We start from the raw sequence: 20,428 nt of genomic DNA, 5'->3' as shown, positions 1-20,428 counted from the left end.
TTTTCATATAAGCATATTATCCACACTCGGGACTTAATAATATCAAATCGTAAAAAATAGAAAATTTTTATTATAATAATATTATAATTTTGACATTTTTCATATTGCTATAATATTTTTTTGATATTTTTCATATTTTATAATATTCAGAATCAAGATTTTCCCGAGGGCCGTTATTACTCTTAAAAAAGATGTGAATATAGAAATTTATAAATATTTTATATTATTAAAAAATTTAAATATTTTTATCCCCTTTGGGGCATGACTATATACCCATAGGGCTCCGCCCTATTGGGATACCCCCGATGCATTGCTTCTTAAAAGAAGCAATGCCTCTTTTTACCTTTCCCCTTTGGGGCGTGATTTTAGACAAACTTGTAATCTGCAGTAGAATCAAACAAATGAACATTTCCATCCCCTTTGGGGCATGATTTTAAACTTATATACTATGAAAATAACAGTAATAATCACACAACAAAGATTTCCATCCCCTTTGGGGCATGATTTTAAACAGGGCACGATTTGAAGAGATAAACTTTTAAAATTACCTTATTATTCTCCTTTATATAGGGGTTATAATTCGAAGGGTCAATTACCCTTGTTATTTATATACCTCCGAACTTTTATTTATACTTTTCTATTTTGGTTTATTGTCTTTAAAATCCTTAAAATTTTTAATTTAAATCTAACTATCGGGGAAAATTGAAGACAAAAATAAACTACAAAAATCTCCAAAAAATCCCAATAATTTAATAAAATTAAATATTCAAATTAATTAAAATAAAAGACCCTTCGAAATTTGATAAAATTCTTTAAAATTAAAAAATAACCAATTAAACTCCTCTAAATTAAAAAATAAGGATTTTTAGTGAGGGAGGTTATATTAAAAGCATAAATTTATTCCACATATCTTGCTCTTCTTTCAACTTCATCCATTAATTTTAATATATCTTTCCAATTTTTAATCACACTTTTATACCCTTCTATAAATTTGTTCCAAATTTCATCAAATTTCTTATAATGCGTTGATAATATTGCTTTTTTAAAGACAAGCAAATCAACAGCCTTATCTTCATCTAAATTAGAGATTTTACCTAATCCAAAATCAATAACATACAATATTTTTCCATCATATAAAAAGTTAGATGTTGTTAAATCGTTATGAATTACATTATTTTTATGAAGTTTACCTACAATTTTACCAATTTTATAGGCAATATTTAAATCATCTTCAATAATGTCCTTAGATAACTTTCCATCAATATAACTCATCATAATCTTTTTATTGTCTAAATCTACATCAAAAATATATGGAGCGGGAATTCCAAAATCTTTAATCATTGATATATATTTTGCCTCCTTTGAAGTTCTACCTTTTCTTACTTTCTCATCTAATCTTGAATCTCTATAACTTTTTTTAATCCTTTCTTTTATAATAACATCAAAATCTAAGTATTTATCTTTTTTAATATCTGCCTCAGCCCCCTTTCCAATTAAACCTTCTGGAATTTTTCTCTTTTTTCCTTTTATGTTTTTTATCCAATTAACTTCGACCATATCAGTTCTATAATTCGGAATTATTTTTGTTTCCTCTAAACTCATTCTCTTTCCATTCATATACATTAATAATCCGAGCCACGCTATCATCGCTCCATTATCCCCACAGTATTGCATTTCTGGAACATAGAAATCTACATTCTGCCCTTTACACATTTCTTTTAACATTTCTCTCAATCTATTATTTGCCGCTACTCCTCCAACAAGTAAAACTTCTCCTTTATTTGTATGAGCCAAAGCTCTTTCAGTAATTTCAGTAAGCATTGAAAAAGCATATTCTTGCAAAGAATAACAAATATCTTCCAATTTTTCTCCAGAGTCATAAGCCCTCATTGCGGCAGTTAACAAACCTGAAAATGCTATATCCATTCCTTTAACAGTATATGGCAAATCTATAAGTTTCTCTCCTTTTTTTGCTAACTCTTCAATATATGGTCCTCCTGGATGAGGTAAATTTACATATCTCGCAAATTGATCTAAACAGTTTCCTACGGCAATATCTAAAGTTTCTCCAAAAACTCTATATCTTTCTGAAACATATGCAATAACTTGAGTATTTCCACCACTAACATAAAGTGTTAGAGGATCTTCGGCATTAGTTGTTAATTTACCAATTTCTATATGACCTATACAGTGATTAACACCAATTATAGGTTTTTTTAAAGTTAAGGATAATGTTCTTGCAACTGTTGCAGTAACTCTTAAACTTGGTCCTAATCCAGGGCCTTGAGAGAATGCTATTAAGTCAATATCTTTTTTATCTACAACTTCAAAAGCCTCTTCAATTAACTTTGGAAATGTTTCAGCGTGGTGATCAGCCGCTTCTCTTGGATTAATTCCCTGTCTTGGAGGTTTATACATAATAGTTTTGTTAAATAATATTTCTCCCTTCGATGTAACAATTCCCACACCTGTTTTTTCAGCAGTTCCTTCCAATCCTAAGCAGATCATAATATCACATAAAATTTGTTAATTTATTTTTACTTTAGCATTTAAGAATACTGGCCCTCTAACATCTATAACTTTATTTTTACCCATAATTTGTTTTAAAGCTAAATCGTCTATTTTTAAGTTTATGTCACTCAAACTTCTAACTATTGGAACTCTAAATTTAAACTCATCTATATTAGTTAATAAAGATTCCTCAATCTTAGCAACTAATTTGTATATAATCCCATCTATATATCTTATTCCAGTAGAAACTCCTTCTTCCTTAGCTTTCTTTAAAATAGGGATGTATTCCTCTTTAATACCCTCAAATGTTGGTGGGATACCATATATATTACTATCATAGACATAAACTTCATTTAATACTGACGGCCCTAACAATCTTTTATTTACCTCATTTTCAAATATCTCCACATTAACAACTTTTTTCTCTCTATTAAAATCAAATTCTTTTTTAACTTCAATTGAGCAAGGACTCTCTTTATCTTTATTCTTTATACATATATCAATAAGTTCATTTGCAAAGTTGTATAATTCATCCAATATTGGAACTTTATCTATTTTTATCATTCCAGCTATTTCTCTATCACTTAAATTATATTCATAAAATTGAGGATACACCATATATCTAACATCTTCATATCCGTAAATTATCATTGCCAATCTCTCAACACCCAATCCAAGATTCATCACTGGAACATCTATATCATACTTAGCTAATGCTATTGGGGAATAAACACCAAATGTGGCTACTTCAATCCACTCATTTAGTTTTGGGTGGAAAGCATAAACCTCTGTTTGTGTCTCTGGAGTATAATACTTACTCTTTTTTTCATCAGGCTTAAATTTAAATTTAGTAAATCCAAATTGCTCCAATAAACCTTCGGCAACAACTTTACCGTCATCAACACTGACATCTTCACCAACAACTACACAAGATGCAGAGTGATAACTCATTAAATGACTTCTATCTTCTTTCTGCTCTCTTCTAAAGCATCTATCAATTGAGAAGAGTTTTAAAGGCAGTTTTCTCTTTTTTATCAAATAACTTAAAGTTATAAACCATCCAGAAGTCATATGACTTCTTAAAGTTAATGTAGATGCCTCTGGTTTTAAATCTTTAAATTCAGGAAATGCAGTTTCTAAAACCTTTAAACCCATCTCATTACTTACATTTAAAGCCTTTGCTATTTCAAAGACTAAATCATCTCCATCTATACTACCTTTTTTATATGAATGGAGAACCTCTCTCAATTTTTCTTTTTTCTCCTCATCTACCTTTATTCCCAAATTTTCTATAATCTCAACTTTATCATTTCCTAAACCAACATCAGGTCTTGGCAATCCACCTAAGTAGAAACATCTGTCTAAAACAGCCATTGCCTCTGGTCCAAACTGCTTATATATTTCAATTTCATCAACAATAATTGGATTAATTACTTCTTCAAATCCCATTCTTAAATATGCCTGTCTTAATCTCTCAATAGTTTCCATTACTGGATGGGGTTTTCCATAAATTGGCTTAATTCTTGGATATCTATAATCTATATGTTTTTCTTTAATTAATGTCTTTGTCTCTCTCCAAGATTTTTCAAAATCTTTTTCCGCTAATTCTAAAATCTTTTTTGTGTCAAATCTCATCTTATCATCCCTATCTTGATATTATACTTATAAAATATATAAAATAAAAAGATATATCTTATAATTTTAGTTTTTTTACCATTATCTTTTTAACGACATCATTTACAAACATCCAAATTGTTGCATATATCCATATAAATATTGCCCAACCCCATCCTATTGGTGTTACTAATATACCATAAACTGCAATTAAAGTTCCAATTATATTTGTTATCATAACACCCCAGAATAAAAATGGACTTGGATAAGGTTTTTTCCATAACCAATCTTTTGTTCTTGTGACAAATATTGTTGTATGACCTTCAATAATTAGTTTTAAAAACACAAATGTTTGAATAAATCCATATTCTCCTGGATACATTAGAGTTACAATATAGAATATTAGGAAAGAACTTAAAACTCCTGTTAATCCAAGGATTGTAGATATTGGAAGTATCTTTTTCATTTCCCATCTAACAGGTTTTTTTTGCTCAATTACATTATCGTAGGCTATTGCCAATATAGGAATGTCATTTAATAATGCTAATAAAACAACCATCAATGCAGTTATAGGATAGAAGTTAAATATTAATATTGATAAAGTTATAAAGAATAAAATCCTTATAGTTTCACATATTCTATATATAACATATGATTCCATCCTTTGAAATATTCTCCTTGCCTCAGTTATGGCATCTGCAATTACAGAAATCCCAGGAGCTAATAAAACAATATCAGATGCTGCTCTTGCGGCATCTGTTGCTCCTGCTACTGCAATTCCGCAATTTGCCTTCTTTAAAGCAGGAGCATCATTAACTCCGTCTCCAGTCATTCCAACAAAATGCTTCTTCTTTTGTAAAATTTCTACTATTTTATATTTATGCTCTGGATAAACTTCAGAAAATCCATCTGCCTCTTCAACCAATTTCTCTATTTCAGATTCTTTTTTCTTTTTCAAAAGTTCTGTCATTGAAACTATTTTATCTCCAATTCCAAGCATTTTAGCTATATTTCTTGCTATTGCTATATGATCCCCTGTAATCATTTTAACTATTACTCCCAATTTTTTAATACGAGATATGGCTTCAGGAGCATCCTCTCTTGGAGGGTCGTATAGTGGAATAATTCCCACGAACTCCCAACCTTTACCTCTATCAACAGATACTCCCAAAGATCTATATCCCTGCTCAGCCAATTTTTCAATTATTTTTAATATTTCCTCTTTTATCTTGCCAGTAAGTTTACATAATTCAACTATAACCTGTGGAGCCCCTTTTGAAACTTTTATTTCTTTTCCATCAATTGATACTGTTGCCTCTGTCCTTTTTATTACTGGATCAAAGGGAATAAATTTTAATAATTTGAATTTTTTTAATTTTTCAAGTAATCCTAATTTCTTCGCTTCATTTAATATTGCATTATCTATGGCATCGGCATCTTCAAAGTTTGATGCCAATGCTGCATAAAATATTACATCCTCTTTTTTGAAATTGTTAAATGGAATAACATCTCCACAAACTAACTGATTTTTAGTTAAAGTCCCTGTTTTATCAGAGCATAAGACATCTACACTCGCAAGTTCCTCTATGGAAACTAACTTTGTAACAACAGCCTGTTTTTTAGCGAGATTTAAAGCACCAATTGCCATAGTAATAGAAAGAACTGCTGGCATTGCGGCTGGGATAGAGGCAACAGCAAGTACTAAGGCAAATCTTAAAGTTTCCAATAAACTCTCATGTCTATAAACTGAAACAACAAAAATTATAGCAATTAAGATTATTGCCACTATAATTAGATAATTTCCTACACTGATTATCATTTTTTGGAAAGAACTGACAGTTTTAGCACTCTCTACTAATTTAACAGTTTTTCCAAAGTAAGTATTTATTCCAGTTGCCTTTACAACACCAATTGCCTCTCCTTTTTTTACTATTGAGCCTGAATATAACTCATCTCCAACATACTTAGTAACTGGTAGAGATTCCCCAGTTAATGCTGATTCATCTACTGTAACATAATCTCCTTTAACTATAATCATATCAGCAGGAACAATATCTCCAATTTTCACTCTAACTATATCTCCTGGAACAAGGAATTTTGCAAGTATCGTTTTCCAAACTCCATCTCTTAAAACCTTTGCCTTTAAAGCCATTTTCTGCTTTAATGTTTCAACAACATTTTCTGCCTTATGCTCTTCCCAAAATCCAACAACTCCATTAACTATAAGTAAGGATAATATTATAAAAAAATCTGTCCAATCTTTAACTAATGCTGATAGAATAGCTGCTATTTCTATCATCCAAGGAATAGGTCCCCAAAAGTAAGATAAAAATTTTATAATTGGATTTACCTTCTTTTCTTCAATTTCATTGTATCCATATATTTTTAGTCGTTTTTCTGCTTCTTCAGAAGATAATCCATGCTCTAATGAGGTATTAAAAGATTTTAAAATCTCTTCAATATTCTTTTTATTTTTCATGTCTTTATCTTCTTTTTCAATCTTATTTTTTTTATTAATATTATTGTTATTTGTCGTAGTATCACCATTTAAAATATAGAATTATAATGATAATTTAATAAATATATTTATAATTTCTTAATAATATATAACTTTGCATAATAGATAATTTTGAAGGGATATTATGGGAGTGCAGATTGGTGAATACATTCCTAAAAAAAATATAACATTAGAGAATTTAAGAGGTAAAAAAGTAGCAATTGATGGAATGAATGCAATATATCAATTTTTAAGTTCTATAAGATTAAAAGATGGCACCCCCTTGAAAAATAGGAAAGGGGAAATAACTTCTGCATACAATGGTGTTTTTTACAAAACTATTCATTTATTGGAAAATGATATAATCCCAATTTGGGTTTTTGATGGTGAGCCTCCAAAGTTAAAAGAGAAAACAAGAAAGATAAGGAAAGAAATGAAAGAAAAGGCTGAACTAAAATTGAAAGAGGCTGTAAAAAAAGAAGATGTTGAGGAAGTTTCTAAATATGCAAAAAGAGTTTGCTATTTAACTCCTAAAATAGTAGAGAATTGCAAATATTTATTAAAGTTAATGGGAATACCTTATGTTGAAGCTCCTTCAGAAGGTGAAGCACAGGCAAGTTATATGGCAAAAAAAGGAGATGTTTGGGCTGTTGTAAGTCAAGATTATGATTCCTTATTATATGGAGCTCCAAGAGTTGTTAGAAATTTAACAACAACAAAGGAGATGCCAGAACTTATTGAACTAAATGAGGTTTTAAAAAATTTAAAAATATCGTTAGATGATTTAATTGATATAGCTATATTTATGGGAACTGACTACAATCCAGGGGGAGTTAAGGGAATTGGATTTAAAAGGGCTTATGAAATTGTTAGAAGTGGATTGGCAAGAGATGTTTTGAAAAAAGAAGTAGAAAATTATGAAGAAATTAAAAATATATTTAAGAATCCAAAAGTTACTGACAACTACTCATTAAATTTGAGATTACCAGATAAAGATGGAATTATTAAATTTTTAGTTGATGAAAATGATTTTAATTATGAAAGAGTTAAAAAGCATGTTGATAAACTTTATAATTTAATCGAAAGTAAAATTAGACAAAAAACATTAGATGCATGGTTTAAATAATATTTTAGGATGATAGTTATGAGAAAAATTTATCTAATCTCTGATACACATTTTAACCATGCAAACATTATAAAATACTGTAATAGACCATTTTCAAGTGTTGAAGAAATGGACAAAGCTCTAATAAAAAATTGGAATAATATTGTTAGAGATAAAGATGTTGTTTATTTCTTAGGTGATTTTGTTCTAAGTAAAAATAAATCTAAAAGATCTAAAGAGCTTATGGAGTTACTAAATGGTGAAATAATCTTTATAAAAGGAAATCATGACAAATTTGGTGAGAAATTTAAAATAATTGAATATGGTGGCTATAAATTTATGTTAGTTCATAATCCAGATAGTTCTTATGCTTTAAACTTCGAAGGTTGGGTTATTCATGGGCATCATCACGCAAATCACTTAGATGAATATCCATTTATAAATCCTAAAAGAAATAGAGTTAATGTTTCTGTTGAGGTTTTAGATTATAAGCCAGTTAGTTTGGATTTGATTATAAAGTTGATAGAGAAAGGAAAAGTTGTTAGAACAATAAACGATTTGTAAAAAATAGGTGATATTTATATGGAAAAGCCAATTATTTGTAGAATAAAAAATATTATAGAAGAAAGTTCCACAGTAAAAACATTTGTAATAGATAGAGATTTTAATTTTAAGCCAGGACAGTTTGCAATGATTTGGATTCCCGGAGTTGATGAAAAACCTTTTAGTTTCTCTTCTAAAAATAGTTTTAGCGTTGCAAGAGTTGGATATTTTACTAAAAAAATGCATGAATTGAAAAAAGAAGATATAATAGGTGTTAGAGGGCCTTATGGAACATATTTTGAGCCATTGGGAGATAAAATCTTAGCTGTTGCTGGTGGTATTGGAGCCGCTCCAATTATAACAGCAGTTGAAAAATTTTCAAGGCAAGGGATTGAAATAACAACCATATTGGGAGCAAAAAGTAAAGATGAATTATTATTTTTAGATAGATTTGAAAAATCAGGAAGATTAGAGATTTGCACAGATGATGGTAGTTTTGGATTTAAAGGCTTTACAACTGAAAAAATGAAAGAAGTTCTTAAAGAAGAAAAATTTGATTTAATTATAACTTGCGGACCAGAAATAATGATGAAGAAAGTTGTTAATATTGCCAATGAATATAACATTCCAGTTCAAGTTTCAATGGAAAGATATATGAAATGTGGTATTGGCATCTGTGGGCAGTGTTGTGTAGATGATGAGGGACTTTGTGTTTGTAAGGATGGGCCGGTATTTTGGGGAGATAAGTTGAGATTTATTAAAGAATTTGGGAAATATAAGAGGGATGCATGTGGAAAAATTGTTAAATTTTAAATAATAAAAAGGGATTTTATATGATAAAGTTTGGCGAGGCAGTTTTAGGGAATGAGATTAAAGCGATAGTTAATGTATCTATTGGAAAAGGTAAATATATAGATAATATATTTACCAATGCTTTAACAAGGGGAAACTGTATATTTGCCAATTTGAGACCTAATTTAATAGTTAAGCCATTAACCTTAGTTGTTCCAAGGCATAATATTGAGAGCAATATACAAGATGAGTTGTTTCAAGGAGTTATTCAGTATGCCGTTGCTAAGGCTGTTGCTGATTTAGATTTAGATGAGGATTTAAAGGTTGTTGTTAGCGTTAATGTCCCAGAGATTCCAATAACAAACATAACAAAAAGAAAACTTTTCCAATACTTTTATGCTTCAACTAAATTGGCTATAAACAGAGCTTTAAATGAATATCCATCAAAAGAAAAGGTAAAGAAAGAGAAATATAGAGCTTTGCATCCATTAGTTGGTTTTAGAGATGTTAGATTAGAGTATCCTCCATATCTACAAATTGCCTTAGATGTTCCAACAATGGAAAACTTAGAGTTTTTATTACAAAATATTCCAAAGAGTGATCATATTATCTTAGAGGCTGGAACTCCATTAATTAAAAAATTTGGTTTAGATGTTATTGAAATTATAAGAGAGTATTTTGATGGCTTTATTGTTGCTGACTTAAAAACATTAGATACTGGAAGAGTTGAGGTTAGATTGGCGTTTGAGGTTACTGCAAACGCAGTTGCTATAAGTGGAGTAGCACCAAAATCAACAATAATTAAAGCAATTCACGAATGTCAAAAATGTGGTTTAATAAGTTATTTAGATATGTTGAATGTCTCTGAACCTCAAAAATTATATGATTCTTTAAAATTAAAGCCAGATGTTGTTATTTTACATAGAGGTATTGATGAAGAGACTTTTGGAATTAAAAAAGAGTGGAAGTTTGAAGGTAATTGTTTATTGGCAATTGCTGGAGGAGTTGGGATAGAGAATATTGAAGAGTTATTGAAGGAATATCAAATAATAATTGTTGGTAGGGCGATTACAAAATCAAGAGATCCGGGGAGAGTTATTAGAATGTTTATAAATAAGATGGGCTATGATATTGACACTTATAGGCTCTATTTTGATGAAGATGAAGATATTGAATATTAATTTTTTATTGGGATATTTATGTATGATTTTGCAATTATTGGCTCAGGAGTGGCAGGAGCTACAATATCTAAGGAATTAAGCCAAAAGTATAAAGTATCTGTATTAGAAAAAGGTAAAAATCCAGAATATGTTTTGGAAGGGAAAAATGTAGAGATATCCTATGCCTATGGCTTGGGAGGAAGTGCTGTATATTCCTTAGGCAATGCTATGAAAATTGATATTAAAGGATACAAAATAAAAAAAGACATTTATAAAGAAATTTGGGAGGAGCTAAATATTAAATGCCCAGAAGATCATTTTTTAAATGAAATTGATAAAAAATTTATTGAACTTGGATTTAAAAAGATGGAGAAATTTATTGACTTTGAGAAATGTAATAAATGTGGAGAATGTGCAAGAAAGTTGTGTAAAGCAAAATGGACTCCATTAAATTATTTAAAAAAGTCAAATGCTGATATATTTACAAACTTTAATGTAAAGGATATAGAATATTGCGGATATTATGAAATTATAGATGAAAATGGAAAAAAAATTAGAAGTAAAAATTTAGTTATATCTGCTGGTGGAATAAACAGTCCAAGGATTTTAAAAAAATTGATTGATGATGAAAATATTGGAAAAAATCTCTTTGTAGATATTTTTGTAACAGTTGGTGGTGTTTTAAAGGATAGTTATTTAAATAAAGATATTTCTATGCTCGTTTATAAAAAATACAAAAATTTTATGCTATCAACACATTACTCAAAACTTCTATTTTCTGAAATAAAAAAAGATTATAAAACTGTTGAAGAGAAAGATATTGTTGGAATTATGATAAAAATTAAAGATGAAAACTGTGGGGTAGTTTTTGATAAAAATACAGTTAAAGAGATAACTAAGGAGGATTTTAAAACACTTGCAAAGGGTGTAAGTGAAGCAACAAAATATTTATACAAGTTAGGTGTTGATGATATTTACACAACTATTCCCAGAGGTTCTCATCCAGGGGGTAGTTTAAGTTTAGTTGTTGAGGAATTTGAAGTTAAAGAAAATCTATATGTTTGCGATGCCTCTTTATTTAAAGAATCCTTGGGAGTCCCACCAATTGTTTCAATAATAGCGTTATCTAAAAAATTTGCCAGAGAAATGTTATAAGAAAAATATAAAAAATTCAAAAATTAAAATTTAATTAGATAAAATCATCCCATAAATAGGGGGTTATAAAATGGGACTTTTTGATATAATTTCAAAAATATTCAAAAAGGAGAAAACAAAAATTGCCTATGCAAAGTCACAAAGTGTAGATTTAATTGAATTAAAGAGAAATCCATACTACATAGTGGCATCAGTAGAATTAGGAAATACAACTACTAAATCTATTATTACAGCCACAAATATGGATACTGGAAAAACATATATAATTAGTAAGTATGTAAAAATGACAAGAGATGTTAGAAAGCCAAAGAAAGGAGAGGAAGTTTTTGGAGAAACATTGTGGGGAGTTAAATTAACCAGAGAGGCAGTGGCAGAAATGGTTAAAGAGGTTTTATTAAAGAGTTTGGAAAAGGCAGGATTAACTATTGATGATTTACACTTTGTTGTTAGAAGTACTGGAGTAACAGCAGGATTTGCTTCTCCTGAAGAAGTTGGAGAGATGATTATAGCTTTAGCTCAAGGTTGTATGAAAGCTGGAATACCTCCAGCAAAGATGACTCCGGCAATGACTAAGGATCAAATTCCAAAGCCTTTTGACAAATACTCCTTCTTAGATAAAATTATTTTTGATGGGGCAGTTACTGGTGTTCTTCCACCAACAGGAAAAGAAGTTGTTGCAAACGAAATGGAGGGAGAATTGGTAACAGCAGGGATAAAAGTTGGAAGTAAATGGACTTTTGTAGATTTTAGAAATCCTTGTATGAGTATTGACTTTGGAACTACATTGGCTGGTAGAATAACTAACGATACTTTACCCTATGCAAAAGTTATTGGCAATCTTTGTGGATTGGCGGGGGCTATAGCAGATGCAATTGCAAGAGGTTCTGGAAAAATTGATGAAAAAACAGGGGCGGCATTAGATTTAGCAAATGTAAAAGGTAAAGCAAATGAGGAGTTGGCAAGAGAGTATGCAGAAGAAATTCATAAATATATAACTATTAGAGAAGTTCCAAAGGATGTTGATAGATTTGGAACTGTTCCAGTTGACCCAAAATCTGCCGAAAAAGCAGGAACTACACTTATTGGATGTGATGTCGGTAAAAATGGAAGTGATTTAATTAAGTTAGAAGAGTTAGGTAGAGAGTTGGTAGAAAAAAGTAATATTCCCACATTAATGTGTTGCTTAGATTATGTTATGAGTGAAGTTGTTAGGAGATTGGTAGAATTGGCTTATAAAAAAGGATTAATTAGCGAAAAATCAGCAGTAGGTGTTACAGGAAGAGCAGGAATTACAGGAAAAAAACCAGAACTAATTATTGAAAAACTTAAAACCTTAGAAATTTGGGATAATTTAGAGGAGAATGTTGTATTCGTTGAAGATGGTTTAGCATTAGGGGCAAGTGTTATGGCAAGATGTATGAACTGTTTAGGAACTCCTTCTGTTCCATTAGGAGGAGTTAGAGGGGGAGGTTGTATATTAGGTTTAAGAAGGAAGTGGCAAAAAGAGAGAGGAATGATAAGGGATTAGTTTAATAACTAAATTAAAGTAATTATTATTTTTTATGTAATATTTGATTAATTTTTATTACAATATCACAACTACTATTTTTTATACCAAAACCAACATTCTATAATCAGTATTGTGATTATCAAATTACTCAATAAGTGATGATTATGGTTCATGTTGCATGCTCTGATAGAATGAGAAAATATTTTGAAAATATTATTAAGGAAGTTGAAAGATGCTATAAAATTGCTGAGGAGTGTAGAAAAAAAGGACTTGACCCTGTTGATGAAGTTGAAATCCCATTAGCGTCAGATATGGCTGACAGAGTTGAGGGATTAGTTGGGCCTAAGGAAGTTGCTGAGAGAATTAGAGAGTTGGTTTTAGAGTTAGGTAAAGAACCGGCGGCATTAGAAATTGCCAAGGAAATTGTAGAAGGTAAATTTGGAGATTTTGATAGAGAAAAAAAGGCTGAGCAGGCCGTTAGGACAGCATTAGCAGTATTAACAGAGGGTATTGTTGCCGCTCCATTGGAGGGAATTGCAGATGTAAAAATCAAAAAAAATCCAGATGGAACTGAATATTTAGCCATCTATTACGCAGGACCTATAAGAAGTGCTGGGGGGACAGCACAGGCATTGTCAGTATTGGTAGGAGATTTCGTTAGAAAGGCTATGGGATTAGATAGATATAAGCCAACTGAGGATGAGATTGAGAGGTATGTTGAAGAGGTTGAATTGTATCAATCAGAAGTAGGTAGTTTCCAATATACTCCAACGGCTGATGAGATTAGAACAGCTATAAGAAATATACCAATTGAGATTACTGGAGAGGCTACTGATGACGTTGAAGTTTCTGGACATAGAGATTTACCAAGAGTTGAGACAAATCAACTCAGGGGAGGGGCTTTATTAGTTTTAGTTGAGGGAGTTTTATTAAAGGCTCCAAAGATATTGAGGCACGTTGAAAAATTGGGAATAGAAGGATGGGATTGGCTTAAAGAGTTGGTAAGTAAAAAAGAAGAAAGTGAGGAAGAAGATAAAAAAGATGATGAAGAAGAAAGTATAGATGAAGAGGAAGATATTAAAATGGAAGGATATTGGAGAGATGTGAAAATAGAGGCAAATAAAAAGTTTATAAGTGAAGTTATTGCTGGAAGACCAGTATTTGCTCATCCTTCAAAGATTGGTGGATTTAGATTAAGATATGGTAGAAGTAGGAATACGGGCTTTGCTACTCAAGGATTTCATCCAGCATTGATGTATTTGGTAGATGAATTTATGGCTGTTGGTACTCAGTTAAAGACAGAAAGACCCGGAAAGGCTACATGCGTAGTTCCAGTTGATAGCATTGAGCCGCCAATTGTAAAGTTAAAAAATGGAGATGTTATCAGAGTTGATACAATAGAAAAAGCAAAAGAGGTTAGAGATAAAGTTGAAGAAATCTTATTTTTAGGAGATGTTTTGGTTAATTATGGAGATTTCTTAGAGAATAATCATCCTTTACTTCCAAGTTGTTGGTGCGAGGAGTGGTATGAGCAGATATTAATATCCAAGAATATAGATTATGATAAAAAATTTATAGAAGATCCAAATCCAGAAGAGGCTGTAAAATTTGCTTTAAAAACAAAAACTCCACTACATCCAAGATTTACATACCATTGGCACGATGTTTCAAAAGAAGATATTATATTATTGAGAAATTGGCTGTTAAAAGGATATGAAGATTATTTTGATAATAAAAAGGTTTGGATTGTTGATTTAAAGACAGAGAAAGATAAAAAAGCCAAAAGAATTTTAGAGTTAATAGGCTGTTGCCACTTAGTGAGAAACAAAAAGGTAATTATTGAAGAGTATTATCCATTACTTTACTCCTTAGGATATGATGTTGAAAATAAAAAAGATTTAGTTGAAAATATAGATGAAATTTTAAAAACTGCAAAAAATAGTATGCATCTAATTAATTTATTAGCCCCCTTCGAAGTTAGAAGAAATACCTATGTTTATGTTGGAGCAAGAATGGGAAGGCCAGAAAAAGCGGCTCCAAGAAAGATGAAACCACCAGTTAATGGATTGTTCCCAATAGGTAATGCTGGGGGGCAGGTTAGATTAATAAATAAGGCAGTTGATGAAAATAACACTGATGAAATTGAAGTTTCTTATGGAATATGTCCAAACTGTGGGAAAATATCCCTATATAGAGTTTGTCCATACTGTGGAAGTAGAGTGGAGTTAAACAAGTTTGGTAAAATTACTGCTCCTTTAAAAGATTATTGGTATATCGCATTAAAAAGATTGGGAATAAATAAGCCAGGAGATGTTAAATGTATTAAGGGGATGACATCAAAGAAAAAAATTGTAGAACCATTAGAAAAGGCAATATTAAGGGCTATAAATGGAGTTTATGTATTCAAAGATGGAACTGCAAGATTTGACTGTACTGATGTTCCTATAACTCACTTTAAGCCAAATGAAATAAATGTTAGCGTTGAAAAGTTGAGAGAGTTAGGATATGATAAAGATATATATGGAAATGAGTTAGTTGATGGAGATCAAGTTGTTGAACTAAAACCACAGGATGTTATAATTCCAGAAAGTTGTGCAGAATATTTTATTAAAGTAGCAAACTTTATTGATGATTTATTAGAAAAATTCTATAAAGTTGGAAGATTTTACAATATAAAAAATAAAGAGGACTTAATTGGACATTTAGTTATTGGTTTGGCTCCCCACACATCTGCTGGAATGGTTGGAAGAATTATTGGATATTGTAAGGCAAATGTCGGTTATGCTCATCCATACTTCCACGCGGCAAAGAGAAGAAACTGCTTCCCACCAGATACTGAAATTTTAGTAAATATAGATGGAAATGTTGAAAGAATAACAATTAAAGAACTTTATGAGTTGTTTGATGAAAATAAGGAGATTTTTGAAAATGGGGCATATGTTAGAAAGAAACCAAAGAGAAATATTAAAGTTTATTCATTTGATGTAGAAAATAAAAAAGTTGTTTTAACAGATATTGAGGAAGTTTTAAAAATGCCTTCTCCAAACCATCTTATAAAAATAACATTAGATAGTGGTAGAGAATTTACAACAACTTATAACCATCCAGTATTGGTTTATGAAAACAATAAGTTTATAAAAAAATTATCTATGGATGTTAAAGAAGGGGACTTAATACTAATTCCAAAGATTGAATTTGAAGAGGAAGATATAGAAGAAATTGATTTATTGAAAGAATTCTCAAAAGAAGAGTTTAAAGATTTGTGGAATATTTTGAGGGTTAGGGGAATTAGTAATTGGATTAAAGAAAATATTGATAAAAAATTAATTAGAGAGTTGAAGTTAAATGATTATTTAAGACATAATACTATACCACTAAATTTATTGTTGGAAATTCTTAAAAAATCAAATTTAAGTTTAGATGATGTTCCAAAAGATTGTTATATTGCCGTTAGGAGAGATAAAGTAAATATTAAAAGAATTGTTAAAATTGAGCCATTATTAAAGATTATTGGCTACTATCTTTCTGAAGGTTATGCAAGGGAATCAGAAAGTGTTTATCAATTAAATTTCTCAAATTCTGAGAAAGAAATAAGGGAAGATATTAAAAAATCAATAAGAGAAGCGTTTGGAGATGTTAATATCTATGAAAATGAGAAAGAAGGAAAATTAACATTATCATCAAGAGTTATTTATATGTTCTTTACAAAAATATTAAAGATTGGAAAAAAGGCAAAGTCAAAGAGAGTTCCAAGTTTTATATTTAAACTGCCAAAGGAGAAAGTTAAACTTATGTTATCAACCTACTTTGCAGGAGATGGAAGTGCAATAAAAACTGCTCCAAGAGTATCTGTTTATAGTGCAAATAAATCATTGCTTAGAGATATTGATTTGTTGCTGAACAGATATGGAATTAAAACTTATTGGACTGTTGATAAAAATGCAAACGAAAGAGAAGGGAGTGTAGTGAAGAAATACTATGAAAATAAAGGAAAAGAAGTTCCAAAATCTGTTGTTTATGCTTTAAACATTACTGGTTATTACTATGAAATATTCTTTAAAGAAATTGGATTTAGTGTCAAAAGAAAACAGGAAATTTATAATTTACATAAAGATAGAAAATGGTTAGAGGATATTTCTGAGGAGGAATTTGGTTGGTTGGTTAGTGTTAGACAAGTTGAAAAAATAAAAGCAAATGATGGCTTTATTTATTCATTAAACGCCAAAAATTTCCACAATGTAATAATAGAGGAAAATATATTGACATCTCAATGTGACGGCGATGAAGATTCTTTATTTTTGCTTATGGATGCGTTTTTGAACTTCTCCAAGATATTTTTACCAGATAAAAGAGGAGGACAGATGGACGCTCCATTGGTTTTAACTACAATATTAGATCCTAAGGAGGTAGATGGAGAAGTTCATAATATGGATACAGTTTGGAGATATCCATTAGAATTTTACGAAAAAACTTTAGATATGCCCTCTCCAAAAGAAGTTAAAGAGTTAATAGAAACTGTTGAAGATAGGTTAGGTAAGGTAGAGCAGTATGAAGGGATAGGATATACTCACGAAACGAGTAGAATTGATTTAGGTCCAAAAGTTTGTGCCTATAAGACATTAAATACTATGCTCGATAAAACTACCGCTCAACTGGCAGTGGCTAAGAAAATTAGAGCCACAGATGAGAGAGATGTCGCTGAAAAAGTTATTCAATCTCACTTTATTCCCGACTTAATCGGTAATTTAAGAGCATTTTCAAGGCAGGCAGTTAGATGTAAGTGTGGAGCTAAGTTTAGAAGAGTTCCTTTAAGAGGAAAATGTCCAAAATGTGGTTCTAATTTGATATTAACAGTGTCAAAAGGGGCTGTTGAGAAGTATATGGATGTTGCTGAGAAGATAGCTAATAAATACAATGTAAATAATTATATAAAACAAAGATTAAAAATAATTAAAGAGGGAATAAATTCAATATTTGAGAATGAGAAGAGTAAGCAAGTTAAGCTAATTGAATTCTTCAAAAATGATTAAATTTTAAATTTATTTTTGGTGATTGTTATGAAAATTTTACCATTAGCATCTGAAAGTTTAGGAGTAAGGTCTATGGCTACCTATGTTAAAACAAATGATGTGGGTATATTAATAGATCCAGGGGTAGCCTTAGCTCCAAAAAGATCTGGTTTAGAACCTAACGATATTGAATTTAAAATATTAAAAGAATTAAGAAAAAAGATTAATGAATATGCAAAGAAATCTGACATTATAACAATATCTCATTATCATTACGACCATTATACTCCATTTTTTGACGATATATACTTAGAATCAAAAGATTATGCGAAAGATATATATAAAGATAAGATTTTGTTAATAAAACATCCAACTGAATTTATTAATAAAAGTCAAATGGATAGAGCAAAAAAATTCTTAGATAATGTTAAAGATATTGCAAAAAAAATTGAATACGCAGACAATAAAACATTTAAATTTGGAAATACAGAGATAAAATTCTCTCCGCCATTTCCACATGGAAAAGATGATAAGTTAGGATATGTTTTAATAACAACAGTTAAAGAGGGGGACTTTAAATTTATGCACACATCAGACACTCAAGGAATTCTTTCAGACGATGTTAGAGATTATATAGTAAATGAGAAACCAAATTTAATATTCATTGGAGGGCCACCAACCTATATGATGCATAAGTATGGAAAGAAAAACTTAGAGAAAACCAACGAAAATTTAAAATATATAGTTGAAAATACTGGGGCTGATATTATAATTGACCATCACCTACTTAGAGATAAGAAGTTTAGAGAAAGAATAAACATTGACTTTAAGACAGTTGCTGAATTTTTAGGCAAGAAAAATTTACTATTAGAGGCATATAGAAAAGATATTAAGAAAGGAAAAACAATAGAGGAGATATTTGGATAAGTTTATAAATAGTCAATGATAAGTATTTACTTTTTTAATTATTTTCTAACTTATTTTCAAGTTATTATTAGGTATTAGGTTTACATAATATTATTTTTAAATATTTTTATAATAAAATTTTATTTTTTATTTTATTAATTATAATTATTATATTATATATTTATATATTATAATATAGATAAAGGAATCGTGCAATTTCATATTACTCACTTGATATTAAATACCAACATTTAGACAATAATAATTATTAATTAGGGATATTCCTCTTAAACCAAATTGTATCGAAAAAATAATGTAGTACCGTAAGCCAAGTCAAAATTTTTCACCTTAAATCTATTCCATCCTACAATATAGAAAATATTAAATATAAAGAAATCTATTTTTGTAAAATTATTGAATTAAGATTATCTTAAAAATAATATGGGAATAGTAATGAACCAAACAATTAAAAAATATATCATAGAGCCATTAATTTATCCATTTTGTAAGGAAAATTTTAAGAATTTCATTATTATTGAAGTAGTTTTAACATTTTTTGCTTATTGTTATTTGGCAATCCAATTATTCTGGAATACTTTTTACATTTTTTTATTGATGCTTATCTGTTCTTTTTTAATATATTGCATTGAGTTAGGTTATACTACAATGGTTTTTGAGGATACATTGAATGGTAAAAATGTTCTTCCAAATGTAAAAAATGTTAAAAGGTTACTTATTTCTGGATTAAAAGGTTATGGTTATTCTATATTATTTACAACAATTGTATGGTTTTTAGCAGTTTTGATATATTTTATTGAATTTGGTAAAATACTTCCTATATTTAGTATATTAGATAGAGTTGAGATTTGGAATTCGTTCTATAATATTATTTTAAATGTTATTTATTTAGTTGGAGTGTTTTTATTTAGCAGTTTAATCTTTGCAGTAAGTTGGAACACGATAAATCTTCCAAATCTTTCCGTAAGTTTTTGGAATTATATTTTTATGGACTATATGTATATTTCAATATTTTTATCTTGCTATATATTTCCACTAATAATTTTTAAGATTTACTCAAAAATACGTTTTAAAAATTTAATTAATATTGTATCTTCAAAATATATCTTAATTTCTACAATTTGCGGATTATATCTTATGCTAATTTTTAAATATATTGTATGGGCTGATATTTTTATTAAAGTTCCGTTAATAACCTATTTATTTATAGCAATGGCAAAAATGTTTGGAGTTTATTTTAGAGATAAAATAATAAAATGGTAGTTATTATGTATCAAACAATTAAAAAACTTATTATAGAACCATTAATTTATCCTTTTTATAGAGAAAATTATAAAAAAACATTATTGGGTGGCTTAGTAATTTTATCTCTTTGGATCTTAACTTTATTTCCAAATATTTTATGCTATATCTTCTTTGGAGGTATCGTTGGAATTTTTGTATTAGGTTACTGTCTTACAGTTTTTATATACACTCTTAAAAATATAGACTCTCTTCCAAACTTAAAAAATAAGGAAATATTTATTAATGGTTTAAAAATTTTTGTAGTTATATTATTTTTATCTATTCCGAGTTTATTAATTTCTCTATTTTTGGTAGAATCATATA

General features: G+C 29.4%; 13 protein-coding genes. 10 read left to right on the top strand and 3 right to left on the bottom strand.

The features are described from left to right. Window positions 1–897: 897 nt before the first annotated feature. From HZY31_RS07000 to HZY31_RS06990, 3 genes are read right to left on the bottom strand one after another with little or no spacing between them, the layout of a single operon-like run. Entirely contained in the window at window positions 898–2,508 is a 1,611-nt protein-coding gene (locus tag HZY31_RS07000; RefSeq protein WP_297318694.1) for a bifunctional N(6)-L-threonylcarbamoyladenine synthase/serine/threonine protein kinase, read from the bottom strand. Between the two features lie 18 nt (window positions 2,509–2,526). Continuing rightward, window positions 2,527–4,146: an O-phosphoserine--tRNA ligase gene (gene sepS, locus HZY31_RS06995; RefSeq protein ID WP_297318693.1), complete on the bottom strand. Its 1,620-nt coding sequence runs from the start codon at window positions 4,144–4,146 to the stop codon at window positions 2,527–2,529. A gap of 58 nt (window positions 4,147–4,204) precedes the next feature. Beyond that, the gene (locus tag HZY31_RS06990) at window positions 4,205–6,604 is read right to left on the bottom strand and encodes a plasma-membrane proton-efflux P-type ATPase (protein ID WP_297318692.1); all 2,400 of its coding nucleotides are present in this window, start codon (window positions 6,602–6,604) and stop codon (window positions 4,205–4,207) included. A 163-nt stretch (window positions 6,605–6,767) separates the two neighbouring features. On the opposite strand from HZY31_RS06990, the gene fen reads away from it, so the two are divergent. From fen to HZY31_RS06940, 10 genes are all read left to right on the top strand, one after another. Then, window positions 6,768–7,748 (top strand): flap endonuclease-1, encoded by a 981-nt coding sequence (gene fen / locus HZY31_RS06985; RefSeq protein WP_297318691.1) that lies wholly within the window; start codon window positions 6,768–6,770, stop codon window positions 7,746–7,748. Window positions 7,749–7,766: 18 nt separating this feature from the next. Continuing rightward, complete coding sequence (locus HZY31_RS06980; protein ID WP_297318690.1) at window positions 7,767–8,291, top strand: metallophosphoesterase; 525 nt, start codon at window positions 7,767–7,769, stop codon at window positions 8,289–8,291. 18 nt (window positions 8,292–8,309) lie between these two features. Beyond that, entirely contained in the window at window positions 8,310–9,083 is a 774-nt protein-coding gene (locus HZY31_RS06975; protein ID WP_297318689.1) for a dihydroorotate dehydrogenase electron transfer subunit, read from the top strand. A 20-nt stretch (window positions 9,084–9,103) separates the two neighbouring features. Next, window positions 9,104–10,243, top strand: a complete 1,140-nt coding sequence (locus HZY31_RS06970; protein ID WP_297318688.1) for a bifunctional 5,6,7,8-tetrahydromethanopterin hydro-lyase/3-hexulose-6-phosphate synthase — start codon at window positions 9,104–9,106, stop codon at window positions 10,241–10,243. A gap of 18 nt (window positions 10,244–10,261) precedes the next feature. Next, window positions 10,262–11,377: a GMC family oxidoreductase gene (locus tag HZY31_RS06965; RefSeq protein ID WP_297318687.1), complete on the top strand. Its 1,116-nt coding sequence runs from the start codon at window positions 10,262–10,264 to the stop codon at window positions 11,375–11,377. A 70-nt stretch (window positions 11,378–11,447) separates the two neighbouring features. After that, window positions 11,448–12,905, top strand: coding sequence for a methanogenesis marker 14 protein (locus HZY31_RS06960; RefSeq protein ID WP_297318686.1), 1,458 nt, complete (start codon window positions 11,448–11,450; stop codon window positions 12,903–12,905). A 146-nt stretch (window positions 12,906–13,051) separates the two neighbouring features. Beyond that, window positions 13,052–17,917 (top strand): DNA-directed DNA polymerase II large subunit, encoded by a 4,866-nt coding sequence (locus tag HZY31_RS06955; protein ID WP_297318685.1) that lies wholly within the window; start codon window positions 13,052–13,054, stop codon window positions 17,915–17,917. 27 nt (window positions 17,918–17,944) lie between these two features. Next, on the top strand, window positions 17,945–18,823 hold the full coding sequence (locus HZY31_RS06950) for an MBL fold metallo-hydrolase (RefSeq protein ID WP_297318684.1): 879 nt from the start codon (window positions 17,945–17,947) through the stop codon (window positions 18,821–18,823). Between the two features lie 432 nt (window positions 18,824–19,255). Beyond that, window positions 19,256–20,083 carry a hypothetical protein gene (locus tag HZY31_RS06945; protein ID WP_297318683.1) on the top strand — a complete coding sequence of 276 codons (828 nt, stop codon included), beginning with the start codon at window positions 19,256–19,258 and terminating at the stop codon, window positions 20,081–20,083. Window positions 20,084–20,088: 5 nt separating this feature from the next. Beyond that, a partial coding sequence (locus HZY31_RS06940) for a DUF4013 domain-containing protein (RefSeq protein ID WP_297318682.1) occupies window positions 20,089–20,428 on the top strand: 340 nt, incomplete at its 3' end.

The organism is Methanocaldococcus sp. (genome assembly GCF_024490875.1).
In the GTDB taxonomy this organism is placed as follows: Archaea; AGJL01; Methanococci; order Methanococcales; family Methanocaldococcaceae; genus Methanocaldococcus.
The sequence above is the reverse complement of the archived record's forward strand: the minus strand, read 5'-3'. Positions and strand labels throughout refer to the sequence as shown.

Excerpts from the sequence above, each read along its gene's own strand:
- HZY31_RS07000 (WP_297318694.1), bottom strand. The coding sequence starts at position 2,508 with ATGATCTGCTTAGGATTGGAAGGAACTGCTGAAAAAACAGGTGTGGGA.
- sepS (WP_297318693.1), bottom strand. The coding sequence starts at position 4,146 with ATGAGATTTGACACAAAAAAGATTTTAGAATTAGCGGAAAAAGATTTT.
- HZY31_RS06990 (WP_297318692.1), bottom strand. The coding sequence starts at position 6,604 with ATGAAAAATAAAAAGAATATTGAAGAGATTTTAAAATCTTTTAATACC.
- fen (WP_297318691.1), top strand. The coding sequence starts at position 6,768 with ATGGGAGTGCAGATTGGTGAATACATTCCTAAAAAAAATATAACATTA.
- HZY31_RS06980 (WP_297318690.1), top strand. The coding sequence starts at position 7,767 with ATGAGAAAAATTTATCTAATCTCTGATACACATTTTAACCATGCAAAC.
- HZY31_RS06975 (WP_297318689.1), top strand. The coding sequence starts at position 8,310 with ATGGAAAAGCCAATTATTTGTAGAATAAAAAATATTATAGAAGAAAGT.
- HZY31_RS06970 (WP_297318688.1), top strand. The coding sequence starts at position 9,104 with ATGATAAAGTTTGGCGAGGCAGTTTTAGGGAATGAGATTAAAGCGATA.
- HZY31_RS06965 (WP_297318687.1), top strand. The coding sequence starts at position 10,262 with ATGTATGATTTTGCAATTATTGGCTCAGGAGTGGCAGGAGCTACAATA.
- HZY31_RS06960 (WP_297318686.1), top strand. The coding sequence starts at position 11,448 with ATGGGACTTTTTGATATAATTTCAAAAATATTCAAAAAGGAGAAAACA.
- HZY31_RS06955 (WP_297318685.1), top strand. The coding sequence starts at position 13,052 with ATGGTTCATGTTGCATGCTCTGATAGAATGAGAAAATATTTTGAAAAT.
- HZY31_RS06950 (WP_297318684.1), top strand. The coding sequence starts at position 17,945 with ATGAAAATTTTACCATTAGCATCTGAAAGTTTAGGAGTAAGGTCTATG.
- HZY31_RS06945 (WP_297318683.1), top strand. The coding sequence starts at position 19,256 with ATGAACCAAACAATTAAAAAATATATCATAGAGCCATTAATTTATCCA.